The sequence below is a fragment of the Wenzhouxiangella sediminis genome (genome assembly GCF_003410055.1).
GTDB lineage: Bacteria > Pseudomonadota > Gammaproteobacteria > Xanthomonadales > Wenzhouxiangellaceae > Wenzhouxiangella > Wenzhouxiangella sediminis.
Genome location: NZ_QUZK01000052.1, coordinates 105,037 through 118,855, shown reverse-complemented (window position 1 = coordinate 118,855; position 13,819 = coordinate 105,037). Strand labels below are relative to the sequence as shown.

Below are 13,819 nucleotides of genomic sequence, written 5' to 3'. Positions count from 1 at the left end.
TTGCCCACGTGAGAGGCCGACGTGAGCGGCCGTCGCGAGCGGCTACAGGCCCTCGGCCTTGCGCACCAGGGTCAGGCCGTCACCGATCGGCACCATCGAGATTTCGATCTCCTCGCGATCGCGCAGGTACTCGTTGAAGGCGCGAATGGCTTCGGTGTCCTCGTCGCGGTCGCTCGAATCGACGACCTTGCCGTCCCACAGCGTGTTGTCGATCATGACCAGCCCGCCGGGGCGCAGCAGGTCGTGGCAGCGCTCGAAGTAGTCGATGTAGCCGGTCTTGTCGGCGTCGATGAAGGCCAGGTCGAAGGTGTCCTCGAGACCCGAGACGATCAACTCGTCGAGCGTCTTCAGCGCCGGGCGCAGTTCGAGCATGATGCGCTCGTCCACGCCGGCCTCCTGCCAGTAGCGCCGGGCAATGTCGGTCCACTCGCGGCTGACGTCGCAGGCGATCGTCTTGCCGTCTTCGGGCATGGCCATGGTGACGGCCAGCGCGCTGTAGCCGGTGAAGGTGCCGACCTCGATGTAGCGCTTCGCGCCGATCAGCCGCGCCAGCAGCGCCATGAACTGGCCCTGCTCCGGGGCGATCTGCATGTTGCGCTGCGGCAGCTCGGCGGTTTCTTCGCGCAATCGCGCCAGCAGGGGATCTTCCCGCAGCGAGTGATCGAGGATGTAGTTCTGCAGTTCTTCGCTCAGGCCGATGGACTGGTTGGACATGAAGGTCAGCTGTTCGGGTTCTTGTCGAAAGTGGCCGTGACGTGGTCACGCAGGATGCGCAGGTCCCGCTCGAACAGCTGCCATTCGTTCTCGAGGGCGGCTTCGCGGGACGCCAGCATTCGATCCGACTTGGCGACGACCGGCGTCGCATTCAAGTCCACCGTCCGCGCATCGTGCCGCTCGACGGCCGAAGGCTGCCACAGCATCCAGACCGAAACGAATGCAAAGGCCGTTGCCGCAAAGGCGCCGGCCAGGGCCGGGATTCCGATGCGGCGATGCGAAGGACGGCCTTCGCCGTGGCGGATGCGCTCGGCGACGCGGTGCCTGAGATGCGGCGGGCAGGACGCACCGAGACGCTCGGCGTCGGCATGCAGGCGGTGTTCAAGGTCTTGTCTGTTCATTTCGAAACGACCTCCTCGGGCAGCCAGTCCGCGGCATCGATAAGCTCTGCCAGGCGCTTGCGGGAACGGTGCAGGGTGACCTTCACCCAGGCCGCGGAGCGGCCCAGGATGCGGGCGATCTCCCCGGTCTTGCGATCCTCCGCGTAGTAAAGCCAGAGCACGCCGAACCAGTCCGATGGTAGCAGCTTGCGCGCCACCGGCCAGATGTTCTCGCGACGCTGACCGGCCGACGCGGCCTGGTCGGGCCCGTCACCCGGGTCCACCAGGGACTCGGGCAGTTCGGCGTGATCCATGCGGCGCCCGGATGCCTGGCGGCGTGCAATCGTGTAGAGCCAGGTGGAAAAGCGCCAGCGTTCGCGATAACCGTCGAGGTAGCGCCAGGCAGCCAGGAAAGTGTCCTGGACGATGTCCTGTGCGTCCGCGCTGCTGGCGCCGCGCACCAGCACGAATCGGTAGAGGCGATCCTGGTGGGCGCGCATCAGCGCGTCGAACGCGTCAAGCGAGCCCGAGCGGGCTCGCCTGATGAGGTCGCGTTCGACTTCCGGGATCATGGGAAAATCCGGGAACCGGAATCAGTCGAGCAGGTCCATCAGCTCTTCGGAGCTGACCTGAACCGACAGGCTGACGCGCTCGCCGTCACGCTGCGTCTGCAGCGAGGAGACGAAGGACAGCTCCGGCTCTTCGTCGGCCAGGGCCTGAAGCCCGATCACGCCCTGCACGATGTTCTGCAGGGCCTGGGCCTGCGCTTCGTCGACGGCGATGAGTTCAACGTTGACGTCGTAGCCGCCGCCGGCGTCGGTCAGCGCGAATCCGGCGCGGCGGATGTTGCGCATCACCTTCGAGTTCCAGTTGCCGTAGCCCTCGCCGATGGCCTCGGTGTCGACGGCCCCGGAAAGCATCGGATCGGCGCGGATGATCAGCAGTTCGGAGGCGGCGATCCGCTCGAAGCGCGCGCCGTCGAGGAAGGCTTCGAGCAAGGCACGACTGGTCGTGACGAATGCGCCCGAACGCTCACCGAACGCCATGAACAGCGGATCGCCGTCGAACTCGATGTCGAACTCTTCGGCCAGTTCCTCGTTGCCGCCGAGCACGTAGGCATTGCCGTCGCCCACGTCTTCGAGCGGCGTAGCGGCCGAGCGCCGGATCACGCGCTCGCGCATGTCCGCATCCATCCGGCCGTCGAGCACGATGCCCAGCCCATCGCCGTTGTCGCTGGTGCCGAACACGGTGATGGCGTCGAAATCGTCGACGCTGCCCTCACCGAACTCTTCCTCGAGATCTTCGATGACTTCGCGCTGCAGCCAGCCGTAGAGGGCGCCGTCGTCGGAGGCGCCGCGAATGGCGGCCAGGTTGACCTGGACGAACCAGCGGCTGTCTTCACCCAGGGACTTGTCGGCGGCACTGACCGCCAGCGGCAGCAGCAGCAGGGTCAGGAGAATGGATCGAATCATGGTGTTGCCTCGCATTTCGTGTTGATGGTTTAGGAACCTCTGAACAAGCCTGCACGGAGGTTCCTTAACCCTTCTTAGCGCCGCGGGCGCAAATCGGTTACAAGCGGTGGCCTGATCGGGCAGCCCGGTTCGGGGAACAGTCCGAGACGAGTATGCTGGCCGGCAGGGAAAAACACATGAGGCATAGGTCATGGACGAGTTCATGGAAGCGGCCATTGAAGAAGCCCGGCAGGGACTGGCCGAGGGCGGCATTCCGATCGGCTCGGTGCTGGTGCACGCCGGAAGGATCGTCGGAAGGGGACACAACCGCCGCGTGCAGTCGGGCAGCGTGGTCCTGCACGGTGAGATGGACGCGCTGGAGAATGCAGGCCGACAGCCGGCGAAGGTCTACCGCGAGAGCACGCTCTACACTACCCTGTCGCCCTGCCCCATGTGCTCCGGGGCGATCCTGCTCTACGGCATTCCGAAGGTGGTCGTCGGCGAGAACCGAACTTTCATGGGCGACGAAGACCACCTGCGCGCCCGCGGCGTCGAAGTCCAAGTGATCGACAGCGACGAATGCGCGGCGCTGATGCGGCAGTTCATCAACGACTCGCCGGAACTCTGGAACGAAGACATTGGATCCTGAGAGCCCTCAGCCCCCCAAAAAAAGCCGCTGAGAACTAACCGGCCTCCACAAAAGCCTGGCGGGTGAAGTTCACCGGCTCGCCTTCGCTGACCAGCACGTTGTCCTCGATACGGATACCGCCGAAGGGCGTCAGGCGTTCGACCGCCTGCCAGTCCACTTTCGAAGCGTGGTCGCTCGCGCGCAGTTTCTCGAGGAAACTTGGAATGAAGTACAGGCCCGGCTCGACGGTCACCACGTTGCCCGGCTCGAGCGTGCGGGTCAGGCGCAGCGCCGGGTAGCGCTCCGGCGGCGGCACATCCATGCCGCGCTCGTCCTTGAGCCCGGCCACGTCGTGGACCTGGGCGCCGATGTAGTGCCCGAGGCCGTGCGGCAGGAAGTGCGTGGTCACGCCGGTTTCGACCTGCTCTTCGGGCGCCATGCGTACGATGCCGGCCTGCTCGAGCACGGCGGCCACCGCCCGGTGCGCCTCGCGGTGCAGGTCGACGAAGCGCTCGCCGGCCCGGACCCGGTCGACCAGGCGCCGCTGCGCGGCGTCCATCGCCTCGATCAGGTCGCCGAACTCGCGGTGCTCATCGAGCGTCCAGGTGCGCGTGATGTCGGCCGCGTAGCCGCGCCAGTCGGCGCCGGCGTCGAGCAGGAAGCTGCGCACCGGATTCGGCCGCTCCGGCGAGCGGAACTGGTAGTGGAGCACCGCGCCGTGGTCGTTGAGCGCGACGATGCTGTTGTAGGGCAGGGTGTCCTGGTCCTCGCCCATCGCCGCCAGGTAGGCCAGGTGGATTTCGAGTTCGCTCTTGCCGGCCCGAAACGCCTCGGCCGCCGCCAGGTGTCCGGAGACGGCAAGGTGGTTGGCGCGCTCGATGCAGTCGCGCTCCCAGGCCGTCTTGCGGGTGCGCATCTCGTCGAGACGCCACATCAGTTCGGGCGGGTTGAGATCGGCGCCGTCCAGCAGGCCGCCGACCGCCCGCTCGTCGCCGATGACCGCCAGCGCCCGCTGCTGCCGGAACTGCTCGTGCCAGCCATCCGGCGAGCGCACGATCTCGACATCCAGGGTGTCGGTCAGCCAGTCGCCCGGCGGCTCGGGCGGCATATGCCAGAAATCGTCGGGCTGGCAATGCCACAGCCGCGGTTTCTCGCCCGGGCGCAGTTCCAGCAGGCTGTCGGCCGCAAAGGGCATCGGCACCATCGCCACAAACGGACCATGCGCGCGAAAAGGTGGATGGCTGTCGTCGAAAAGGCGGTTTTCCGGCCGACCGGAATGAATCAGCAGCCCGTCATAACCGAGCTCGGTCAGGATCTCGTCGATTTCCTCGCGCCGGTGTTCGATGTGGCGGGCGTAGAGCAGTGCCTGAGGGTTGGGCATGGGGCCAGGGCCTCGATCAGTTAGAATTCAACGCTTGTCATTCTAGCGCGCAAGCGCCAATTCTTTTGACGATGGCCATCCAGATCTACAACACGTTGACCCGGCAGAAAGAGGATTTCGTACCGCTCGATCCCGAACGAGTGACGATGTACGCCTGCGGGCCGACGGTCTACAACTACGCGCATATCGGCAACGCGCGACCGGCGGTGATCTTCGACCTGCTCTACCGCGTGCTTTCGCGGCAATTCCCGAAGGTCGTCTACGCGCGCAACATCACCGACGTCGACGACAAGATCAACAAGGCCGCGACCGAACAGGGCGTGCCGATCGACACGATCACGAAGAAGTTCGCCGACATCTACCACGAGGACATGGCCGCGCTCGGCGTCGGCCAGCCCACCATCGAACCGCGCGCGACCGATCACATCGACGCCATCGTCGCCATGATCGAGCGCCTGATCGACAAGGGCTGCGCCTACGAAGCCGAGGGCCACGTGCTGTTCAGCATCGAGGCCGCCGACGACTACGGCGAACTCTCGCGCCGCGACATGCGCGAGATGGTCGCCGGCGCACGCGTGGAAGTCGCGCCCTACAAGCGCCACCCCGGCGACTTTGTGCTGTGGAAACCTTCCGACGAAACCCAGCCGGGCTGGGACAGCCCCTGGGGCCGCGGCCGTCCGGGCTGGCACATCGAGTGCTCGGCGATGAGCGCGGCCCACCTGGGCGAAGTCATCGACATCCACGGCGGCGGCCAGGACCTGATCTTCCCGCACCATGAAAACGAGATCGCCCAGAGCCGCTGCGCCCACGGCACCGAGCGCTTCGCGCGCTACTGGATGCACAACGGCTTCGTGACCGTCGAGAAGCGCAAGATGTCCAAGTCCCTGGGCAACACGCTGATCGTCCACGAACTGCTCGAGGAATGGCCCGGCGAAGTGATGCGCTACCTGCTGCTGTCGGCCCACTACCGCCAGCCGCTGGACTGGTCCGAAGGCGCGCTGGAGCAGGCTCGCAACACCCTCGACCGGCTCTACGGCCTGCTGCGCGACTACCCGCCTGCGGATACCGAGGCCGAACCCGAACCGGAAGTCGTAGCCGCCCTGGAGGACGATCTCAACACGCCCACCGCGCTGGCCGGGCTCAACACCCTGGCCCGCCGCCTCTCATCGGCCGAGCCGAGCGAGCAGGCCGAACTGGCGGCACGCCTGCGAGCCACCGCCGGCCTCCTGGGCCTCCTGCAGGCCGACCCCGAAGACTGGTTCAAGCAGCGCCCCGGCGGCAACGAAATCGACGAAGCCGAGATCGAGGACCTGATCGCGCAACGCAACGCCGCGCGCAAGGACCGCGACTTCGCCACCGCCGACCGCATCCGCGACGAACTGGCCGCGCGCGGCATCGAACTCGAGGACGGAGCGGAGGGCACGCGCTGGAAGGTGACCTCATGAGCATCGAGGCGGCACAACGCGAAATCGTCGAAGAGTTCGCCCTGTTCGATGACTGGATGGACCGCTACCAGTATCTGATCGACCTGGGCAGAAAACTGCCCGAACTCGACGAGGCCGACATGGTCGAGGACCACCTGCTGGCCGGCTGCCAGTCGCAGGTCTGGCTGATCACCGAGGGTGATGCAGAACGCATGGTTTTCCGCGCCAACTCGGACGCGGCGATCGTCTCGGGCCTGATCGCCCTGCTGCTCAAGGTCTACTCGGGACGCAGCGCAAGGGAAATCCTCGACTCCGAGCCCCACTTCGTCGTCGAGATCGGCCTGAGCGACCACCTCTCGCCGACCCGGGCCAACGGGCTCAACGCCATGCTCGCCGAGATCCGGCGGCAGGCGCAGCTGGCGCTGCAGGCGGCGTGACGGGCGGCGGCTGACGCCGCCGCGCCGTACCAAAAAACCAAAACACGAAAAAACCAAAGAACCAAACAACGCGCGAACGAAAAAGCCCCGACACAGCGGGGCCTCTTCACGTAGACGCGCTGGCGGGGCTGGCGCCCGGGGGCTCAGCGATCCCGCATCTGCTTCTGCTTGAGTTCCCACCGCTCCTGGGCGTCCAGGCACAGCGTGGCGATCGGGCGGGCCTCGAGGCGGGCCAGGCCGATTTCCTCACCGGTTTCCTCGCAGTAGCCGTACTCGCCATCGTCAACGCGGGCCAGCGCCTGGTCGATCTTGTTGAGCAGCTTGCGGTAGCGGTCGCGGGTGCGCAGTTCCAGGCTGTTTTCCGTCTCACGGCTGGCTCGCTCGGCCTCGTCTCCGACGTCGCGCACTTCGCCGCGAAGGTTGTTGATCGTCTCCTGGGACTCCTGGATCAGGTCCTCGCGCCACTGCAGCAGCTTGCGGCGAAAGTACTCCAGGTGCTCCTGGCACATGTATTCTTCGTCTTCGGAAGGCTTGTAGCCTTTCGGTAAATCGACAATCTTGCTGGGCATCAGCTCTTGGCCTCTTCAAGCCAGGTTGTTGCAAAACCGCCGATTATATATCCTAGGACCGAATTCCGGGCAACCCCCAATGCAGACCTTGCTACTCGCCCTGATCCGGGCCTACCGCTACGTGCTGTCTCCCTGGATCGGCGGTCAATGCCGTTTCGAGCCCACCTGTTCGGTCTACGCCATGCAGGCGATCGAACTCTACGGGCCATGGCGAGGGAGCTGGATGGCGATCAAGCGCCTGTTGCGCTGTCATCCGTTTTGCCCCGGGGGAAAGGACCCGGTACCCGGCTACCGAGACGACGAGGTGAAATGAGCCGCTGGCTGATCACCAACGCCCGGCTGGTCAGTGATGGGGAAACAATCGAGACGGATGTCCGGATTGAGAGGGGGCGGATCGACCGGATTGATGGCGGACTGAGCGCACGACCGCGCGAAATGGTCGTGGACGCCAACGGGCGCTATTTGCTGCCCGGAATGATCGACACCCACGTGCATTTCCGCGAGCCCGGCCTGACGCGCAAGGGCAGCATCGCGACCGAATCCCGCGCCGCGGTGGCCGGCGGCATCACCAGTTTCCTGGACCTGCCCGACACGCTGCCCGCCACGACCACCCGGCGAGCCCTGGCCGACAAGTTCAGCCGCGCGCAGGGGCGCTCTTCGGCCAACTACGGCTTTTTCCTGGGCGCAGCGGCCGGCAACCTCGCAGAAATTCGCGCGACCGGAGCGGCGGAAACCTGCGGCGTATACATTTGCGTGGGGGGCAGCGGCCGCGACGACGCCATCGAAGACCCCGAACGGCTTGCGCAGTACCTGTCCGCAACCGCCCTGCCCACCGTGCTGCACGGCGAGAACAGCGCCGTCGTGGAGGCCAACCGTGCACGCGCACTGTCCCGGCACGACGGGGAGCTCAAGGCGTCGGTGCACCCGGAAATTCATTCCCGCGAAGCAAGCCGGGCAGCCCTGGACCTGGTGTCGCGACTCGCCGGCCGACAGCGACTCCACTTAGACGGCATCAGCACGATCGAGGAAGCCGAGGCGCTCGAGGCCGGGCGCCTCGACCAGAAGACAAGCACGGCCAGTGTGCTGTTGCCAAATCTCTATTTCATGGATGCCGACTACGACAGCCTCGGCAACCTGATCAAGGCCGAACCGTCCATCAAGACCGCGTCGGACCGCCAGGCCCTCAGGCGCGCCCTGTCCGACGATCGCATCGACATCATTGCCTCGGGCCATGCGCCGCATCTGCTGCGTGAGAAGGGCCCGCGCTACAACGCGGCCGCCGCCGGCATGCCCGTGGTGCAGTTCGCGCTTCCCGTCGCCTGGTCCATGGTGGCCGCCCGCATGCTCAGCCCGGATAAGCTGGTCGAAAAGGTCGCTCACAACCCGGCTCGGCGCTTCGGCCTGGTCGACCGCGGCTTCGCGCGCGAAGGCTATTGGGCGGATCTTGCGATGCTGGACTCGGGACGCCGCTGCGTGGTCGACGAGCAAAGGCTTCTATCGCACTGCGGCTGGACACCGTTCGCCGGCCGCAAACTGCCGGCGACCGTTGCCGCCACCTGGGTCAGCGGAAAACTGGCCTGGCGCGAGGGCCTTCTGACCGGCCAGGTGCCGGGAATGGGGCTGGACTCGGCACCCGACTGACGGTCAGCCGACCAATCGCCGGATATCGGCACCGAGCTGCCGGAATTTCTCCTCGATGTTCTCGTAGCCGCGATCGATGTGATAGACGCGATCGATCACCGTCTCGCCCTTTGCCACGAGACCGGCGAGCACGAGGCACGCCGAAGCGCGCAGGTCGGTAGCCATCAGGGGCGCAGCGGTCAGCCGCTCCACGCCCTTGATCACGACCGAATTGCCTTCCAGCCGGATATCCGCGCCGAGCCGCTGCAGTTCCAGCACATGCATGAACCGGTTCTCGAAAACCGTCTCGCGCACGATACCCGTGCCCTCGGCAATCGCGTTGAGCGCGGTGAACTGCGCCTGCATGTCGGTGGGAAAGCCTGGATAAGGCGCGGTCGTCACGTTGACCGCACGCGGCCGCCGGCCTCCCATGTCGAGCTCGATCCAGTCTTCCCCGGTGGTGATGTGCCCGCCGGCTTCCTCGAGCTTGGCCAGCACGGCGTCGAGCGTGTGCGGCGCGGCGTTGAGCGCCCGCACCCGGCCGCCTGTCATGGCCGCGGCCGTCAGGAAGGTGCCCGCCTCGATGCGATCGGGGACGACGGCGTAGTCATAGCCGGAAAGACGCTCGACCCCTTCGATGACGATGGTATTGGTGCCGTGGCCGGTAATGCCGGCTCCCATCGAGTTGAGGCACTCTGCCAGGTCGACCACTTCGGGTTCCTGGGCGGCGTTCTCGATGATCGTCGTTCCCTGCGCCAGGGTGGCGGCCATCATCAGATTTTCGGTGCCGGTGACCGTGGCGGTGTCCAGGACGATCCGCGCGCCCTTGAGACGGTCCGCCCGAGCCTGGATGTAGCCGGCCTCGACGGAGATTTCCGCGCCCAGCGCCTCCAGGCCCTTGAGGTGGAGATCCACCGGGCGCGCGCCGATGGCGCAGCCACCGGGCAGCGAGACCTGCGCCGCACCGCGCCGCGCCACCAGGGGGCCGAGCACCAGGATGGAAGCGCGCATGGTCTTGACCAGGTCATAGGGCGCCACGTCGCTGTCCATGGCCGAAGGATCGAGCTCCACGCTCAGCCGGTCGCCCAGCGCGATCGACACACCCATCTGGCCCAGCAATTCCATGGTCGTGGTGACATCCTTGAGGTGCGGCACACCCTCGAGCCGGCACGGCTCCTCGGTCAGCAAGGCCGCCATCAGGATCGGCAGCACCGCGTTCTTGGCGCCGGAAATCTCGACCGAACCTTCCAGGGGCCGACCGCCGACAATCTGGATTCTGGCCATTCGCGTCAGCCTTCCGTGGTCGATTGCCCGGCTTCCCCGGGCGTCTTGAGGTCGAAGCTCATGGCGTGGATCTCACGCCCCAGCGCTTCTCCGAGCGCAGCGTGAATCTGGCGATGACGCTTGATGCGGGACTGACCCGCGAACGCGTCGCTCACGATCCGGGCGACATAATGCACGTTGTCGTCCGATTCGACCTTGACCTGCGCGCCGGGCATAGCCTGTAGAATACGCGCTTCGATTGCAGTGACATCCATGTTCAGCTCGAGGGGAAGTAAAAGCCGTTGGCCGATTGATTAGCATCGGGCGGCTGACTATTTTAACGCAATCGCCCGACCCGCCCGCCCGAGCTTTCCAGGTACCCGAATGACGATCACCATTGCCCTGCTGCAAATGCTTGCCGGCTTCGTGCTGCTGATCTGGGCCGCCGACCGGCTGGTCGCCGGCGCTTCTGCACTGGCCCGCAATTTCGGCGTTTCGACCCTTGTCGTCGGCCTGACCATCGTCGGCTTCGGCACCTCGGCGCCGGAGATGATCGTCTCGGCCATGGCATCGCTGCAGGGCAACCCGTCGCTGGCGATCGGCAACGCGCTGGGCTCGAATATCGCCAACATCGGCCTGATCCTGGGCCTGACGGCGATCATCTACCCGCTGCGGGTCGAATCAGCCACGCTCAAGCGCGAAGTGCCGATCCTGGCACTGATCATGCTGCTCACCCTGGTCTTGATGTGGGACCTGCAGTTTTCCCGCCCCGACGGCCTGATCCTGCTGATCGGCCTGCTGGCGCTGATCGGCGCCATGGTCGTTCTCGGCATCAAGAGCGGCGGCAAGGATCCGATGAGTGCCGCGCTGGCCGAGGAGGTGCCCAGCGGCATGCCGATGCGCACCGCAGTGATGTGGACCCTGGTCGGTCTGATTCTGCTGCCACTGAGCGCCCAGGTGCTTGTCAAGGGAGCGGTGACACTGGCCCTCATCATGGGCGTATCCGAGGCCGTCGTGGGCCTGACCGTGGTCGCCCTGGGCACCAGCCTGCCCGAGCTGGCCGCCGCCGCGGCCTCCGCCTACAAGCGCGAGGACGACCTGGCGATCGGCAACATCCTGGGCTCGAACATGTTCAACCTGCTCGGCGTGCTCGGGATCGCGGCTGTCATCCACCCGATGGTCATCGAGCCGGTGCTGCTCAACCGCGACATGCTGGTCATGTTCGCCATTTCCATTCTCCTGCTGTTTCTTTCCTGGCGCCGCGAGGGCCAGGGTCTGATCACGCGACCGGCTGCCATCGTGCTCTTCGCCTCCTACCTGGGCTACCAGACCCTGGTGATCTGGGAAGCGGTACTGTCACGCTGACGGCGAGGGTCCCGCGCGAAACTCCACGCGCCCTTGGATTAGAATCACGGCCATGACTATCGACGCCCGCCGACTGCTGGCCGCCGCCGGCGAAGTCCTGGAAACCGAGGCCCGCGCAATCCGTTCACTTGCCGGGCGACTCGGCGACGACTTCGTGAGCGCTTGCCGGATGATCCTGGATGGTCCGGGCCATGTCGTGGTCACCGGCATGGGCAAGTCCGGGCACATTGCCAACAAACTGGCCGCCACCCTGGCCTCCACCGGCACCCCGGCGTTTTTCGTGCACCCGGCCGAAGCCAGCCACGGCGACCTCGGCATGATCGCCGAGCACAACACCGTGCTGGCGCTGTCCAATTCCGGCGAAACCGAAGAAGTCATCCGTCTCCTGCCCGGCCTCAAGCGCCTGGGCGTGGGCCTGATCGCGATGACGGGCAACCCCTCGTCGACGCTGGCACGGCATGCCGACGTGCACCTCGACACCAGCGTCGACCGCGAGGCCTGCCCGCTCGGCCTGGCGCCGACGGCATCCACTTCCGCGCAACTGGCGCTGGGCGACGCCCTGGCGATCGCCCTGCTCGACGCCCGGGGCTTCACCGCCGAAGACTTTGCACGTTCGCATCCGGCCGGCAGCCTGGGCCGCCGCCTGCTGCTTCGCATCAGCGACCTCATGCACACCGGGGACGAATTGCCGACGATCCACTCCGGCGACAGCATCGCCGAGGCCATCATGCAGATGACGCGAAGCCGCCTGGGCATGTGCGCGGTGCTCGACGAGGCGAACGAACTGGTCGGCATCGTCACCGACGGCGACCTGCGACGCCACGTCAACGACCTTGGCGATATTCGCAGCAACCCCGTGGGCAACATCATGTCGGCAGATCCACGCACCATCCGGGACGACGAACTCGCGGCCGCGGCCGTGGACCTGATGCAGAGCCACCGCATCCAGGGCGTGCTGGTCACCGACGCCGACGGTCGGCTGGTCGGCGCGCTCAACTTCCAGGACCTGCTGCAGGCGGGCGTGGTATGAGCGGCGTCGTCCGACTGGCCATCTTCGATGTCGACGGAGTAATGACCGACGGGCGCATCGCCTACAGCGACGACGGCCGCGAAATCAAGACCTTTCACACCCGCGACGGCCTGGGCCTGAAGGCGCTGCAGTCCAACGGCATCGGCGTGGCCATCATCACGGCCCGGCGCTCGACCATCGTCGAACGGCGCGCCGCCGAGCTGGGCATCGAACACGTCCTCCAGGGCCGTGAGGACAAGGCGGCCGCGCTGGAAGTGCTCATCGCGCGGCTGTCGATCTCCGCCGAACAGTGCGCCTACACCGGCGACGACCTGGTCGACTGGCCGGCCATGCGCCGCTGCGGATTCAAGTGCGCCCCGGCCGACGCCAGCGCGTGGATTCGGCTGCGGGCCGATTTCGTCACCCACCACCCGGGCGGGCACGGTGCGGTGCGCGAGGTCTGCGAGCGCATCCTGGCCGACCAGGGCCTTCTGGACGCCTGGCAGGGTCGCTTCGAGTGACCTGGCGGGTCGTGCTGATCGCCTGCCTCGCGCTGGTGGTGGCGCTGGGCATCCGCTGGCTGATGCCGACCGACCGCAGTGCCACCCCGCCGATCTCCATGCCCGACACCCAGTTCGACTACACCCTGAGCGACTACTCGGCGCGCTTCCGGGACGCCGAGGATCGCGTCGAGCTCACGCTCTCCGGTCCGCGGCTGGAGCACGTGTGGGCCGAGCGCGTCGCCCGGCTGCAGGCGCCCGAGTTCCACATCGAGCCCGAGGATGCCGACTGGCGCGGTTCCTCGGACACTGGCCGGGTGCTGCGCGACGACGAAATGCTGGTCCTGGAGGGCAACGTGACCCTCGTCCACCGGGCCGAACGCGGCGAGATTCGCGTGCAGACCGAGCGCCTGCGCTACGACCGGCGCGCGCGTACAATCACTTCCGACACGCCGGTGGCGATCACGCAGGCGGAGTCAAGACTGCAATCCGGCGGTCTGAGAATCGAACTCGACAAAAACCTTCTGGAACTGACCGATGGCGTACAAGGTGAACTCGACCCGGCCGTGGCCGGCAGCGCTGGTCCTGATGCTGATGCTGGCGGGGCTGGCGACAGCAGCTGAAGCCCAGCAGAACGGCCCCATCGGCGTCGAGGCGGAAAACGCATCCTACGACGCCGGGGAGAACGCCACACACCTGCAGGGAGACGTTCGCATCACGCGCGGCGAGATGGAAGTCAATGCCGACGAGGCCTTCGCCTATCGCGGCGAGACCGGCTACGAACGCATCGAGCTGTTCGGAAGCCCGGTGCGCTGGCGCACCGTGACGGAGGAAGGCGGTGAAACCACCGGCCACTCCAACCAGGTCATCTACAGCTTGCTCGAGCGCACGATCACCCTGGTCGGCGAAGCGCACATCGAGGAGCCGAGAGGCACGTATTCGGGCGAACGGCTGGTCTACAACCTCGACACCGAACGCGTGCGCGGCGAAGGCGGCGTGCGGCTTTCCATCGAGCCGGAAGTCGTCGACGAGCCGGAAGACAGCGACGCGGGACCCGGCGAGCCGGAGACGGACTGAG

The 13,819-nt window shown here is 66.4% G+C and carries 18 protein-coding genes; 10 read left to right on the top strand and 8 right to left on the bottom strand.

Annotation, left to right across the window (positions count from 1 at the left end):
- Positions 1 to 42: 42 nt before the first annotated feature.
- Genes DZC52_RS14860 through DZC52_RS14845 form a run of 4 tightly spaced genes read right to left on the bottom strand, consistent with a single transcriptional unit; the run spans position 43 to position 2,566 of the window.
- Positions 43 to 714 (bottom strand): class I SAM-dependent methyltransferase, encoded by a 672-nt coding sequence (locus tag DZC52_RS14860; protein WP_116651936.1) that lies wholly within the window; start codon positions 712 to 714, stop codon positions 43 to 45.
- Between the two features lie 5 nt (positions 715 to 719).
- Positions 720 to 1,115: a hypothetical protein gene (locus DZC52_RS14855; protein WP_116651935.1), complete on the bottom strand. Its 396-nt coding sequence runs from the start codon at positions 1,113 to 1,115 to the stop codon at positions 720 to 722.
- Complete coding sequence (locus tag DZC52_RS14850) at positions 1,112 to 1,666, bottom strand: RNA polymerase sigma factor (protein WP_116651934.1); 555 nt, start codon at positions 1,664 to 1,666, stop codon at positions 1,112 to 1,114. Before DZC52_RS14850 ends, DZC52_RS14855 begins: the two co-directional genes overlap by 4 nt.
- Before the next feature lie 21 nt (positions 1,667 to 1,687).
- Positions 1,688 to 2,566, bottom strand: coding sequence for a hypothetical protein (locus DZC52_RS14845; RefSeq protein WP_147307730.1), 879 nt, complete (start codon positions 2,564 to 2,566; stop codon positions 1,688 to 1,690).
- 190 nt (positions 2,567 to 2,756) lie between these two features.
- Between DZC52_RS14845 and DZC52_RS14840 the strand changes: the two genes are divergently transcribed.
- A complete protein-coding gene (locus DZC52_RS14840; RefSeq protein ID WP_116651932.1) occupies positions 2,757 to 3,194 on the top strand; it encodes a nucleoside deaminase in 438 nt (145 codons plus the stop codon).
- A gap of 34 nt (positions 3,195 to 3,228) precedes the next feature.
- Here DZC52_RS14840 and pepQ read toward each other — a convergent pair whose 3' ends face one another.
- A complete protein-coding gene (pepQ, locus tag DZC52_RS14835) occupies positions 3,229 to 4,554 on the bottom strand; it encodes a Xaa-Pro dipeptidase (RefSeq protein ID WP_116651931.1) in 1,326 nt (441 codons plus the stop codon).
- 71 nt (positions 4,555 to 4,625) lie between these two features.
- Between pepQ and cysS the strand changes: the two genes are divergently transcribed.
- Both cysS and DZC52_RS14825 read left to right on the top strand, forming a co-directional pair.
- Entirely contained in the window at positions 4,626 to 5,999 is a 1,374-nt protein-coding gene (cysS, locus tag DZC52_RS14830; RefSeq protein ID WP_116651930.1) for a cysteine--tRNA ligase, read from the top strand.
- Complete coding sequence (locus DZC52_RS14825; protein WP_116651929.1) at positions 5,996 to 6,415, top strand: SufE family protein; 420 nt, start codon at positions 5,996 to 5,998, stop codon at positions 6,413 to 6,415. The genes cysS and DZC52_RS14825 overlap by 4 nt, the downstream gene beginning before the upstream one ends.
- A 143-nt stretch (positions 6,416 to 6,558) precedes the next feature.
- Here the strand turns inward: DZC52_RS14825 and dksA are convergent, their stop codons facing one another.
- Positions 6,559 to 6,984: an RNA polymerase-binding protein DksA gene (gene dksA, locus DZC52_RS14820; RefSeq protein WP_116651928.1), complete on the bottom strand. Its 426-nt coding sequence runs from the start codon at positions 6,982 to 6,984 to the stop codon at positions 6,559 to 6,561.
- Between the two features lie 79 nt (positions 6,985 to 7,063).
- On the opposite strand from dksA, the gene yidD reads away from it, so the two are divergent.
- Both yidD and DZC52_RS14810 read left to right on the top strand, forming a co-directional pair.
- Positions 7,064 to 7,297, top strand: a complete 234-nt coding sequence (gene yidD / locus DZC52_RS14815) for a membrane protein insertion efficiency factor YidD (RefSeq protein ID WP_116651977.1) — start codon at positions 7,064 to 7,066, stop codon at positions 7,295 to 7,297.
- A complete protein-coding gene (locus DZC52_RS14810; protein WP_181918977.1) occupies positions 7,294 to 8,625 on the top strand; it encodes an amidohydrolase family protein in 1,332 nt (443 codons plus the stop codon). Before yidD ends, DZC52_RS14810 begins: the two co-directional genes overlap by 4 nt.
- A 3-nt stretch (positions 8,626 to 8,628) precedes the next feature.
- Here the strand turns inward: DZC52_RS14810 and murA are convergent, their stop codons facing one another.
- Together murA and DZC52_RS14800 are read right to left on the bottom strand one after the other, a co-directional pair.
- The gene (gene murA, locus DZC52_RS14805) at positions 8,629 to 9,888 is read right to left on the bottom strand and encodes a UDP-N-acetylglucosamine 1-carboxyvinyltransferase (RefSeq protein ID WP_116651926.1); all 1,260 of its coding nucleotides are present in this window, start codon (positions 9,886 to 9,888) and stop codon (positions 8,629 to 8,631) included.
- Positions 9,889 to 9,893: 5 nt separating this feature from the next.
- Positions 9,894 to 10,142, bottom strand: a complete 249-nt coding sequence (locus tag DZC52_RS14800) for a BolA/IbaG family iron-sulfur metabolism protein (RefSeq protein ID WP_116651925.1) — start codon at positions 10,140 to 10,142, stop codon at positions 9,894 to 9,896.
- Positions 10,143 to 10,251: 109 nt separating this feature from the next.
- Between DZC52_RS14800 and DZC52_RS14795 the strand changes: the two genes are divergently transcribed.
- From DZC52_RS14795 to lptA, 5 genes are read left to right on the top strand one after another with little or no spacing between them, the layout of a single operon-like run.
- On the top strand, positions 10,252 to 11,232 hold the full coding sequence (locus DZC52_RS14795) for a calcium/sodium antiporter (protein WP_245960840.1): 981 nt from the start codon (positions 10,252 to 10,254) through the stop codon (positions 11,230 to 11,232).
- Between the two features lie 52 nt (positions 11,233 to 11,284).
- A complete protein-coding gene (locus DZC52_RS14790) occupies positions 11,285 to 12,262 on the top strand; it encodes a KpsF/GutQ family sugar-phosphate isomerase (RefSeq protein ID WP_116651924.1) in 978 nt (325 codons plus the stop codon).
- Positions 12,259 to 12,762, top strand: a complete 504-nt coding sequence (locus DZC52_RS14785; RefSeq protein WP_116651923.1) for a KdsC family phosphatase — start codon at positions 12,259 to 12,261, stop codon at positions 12,760 to 12,762. Before DZC52_RS14790 ends, DZC52_RS14785 begins: the two co-directional genes overlap by 4 nt.
- Positions 12,759 to 13,364 (top strand): LPS export ABC transporter periplasmic protein LptC, encoded by a 606-nt coding sequence (gene lptC / locus DZC52_RS14780; RefSeq protein WP_181918976.1) that lies wholly within the window; start codon positions 12,759 to 12,761, stop codon positions 13,362 to 13,364. Before DZC52_RS14785 ends, lptC begins: the two co-directional genes overlap by 4 nt.
- Positions 13,279 to 13,818 (top strand): lipopolysaccharide transport periplasmic protein LptA, encoded by a 540-nt coding sequence (gene lptA, locus DZC52_RS14775; RefSeq protein ID WP_116651921.1) that lies wholly within the window; start codon positions 13,279 to 13,281, stop codon positions 13,816 to 13,818. The genes lptC and lptA overlap by 86 nt, the downstream gene beginning before the upstream one ends.
- Position 13,819: the final 1 nt, after the last annotated feature.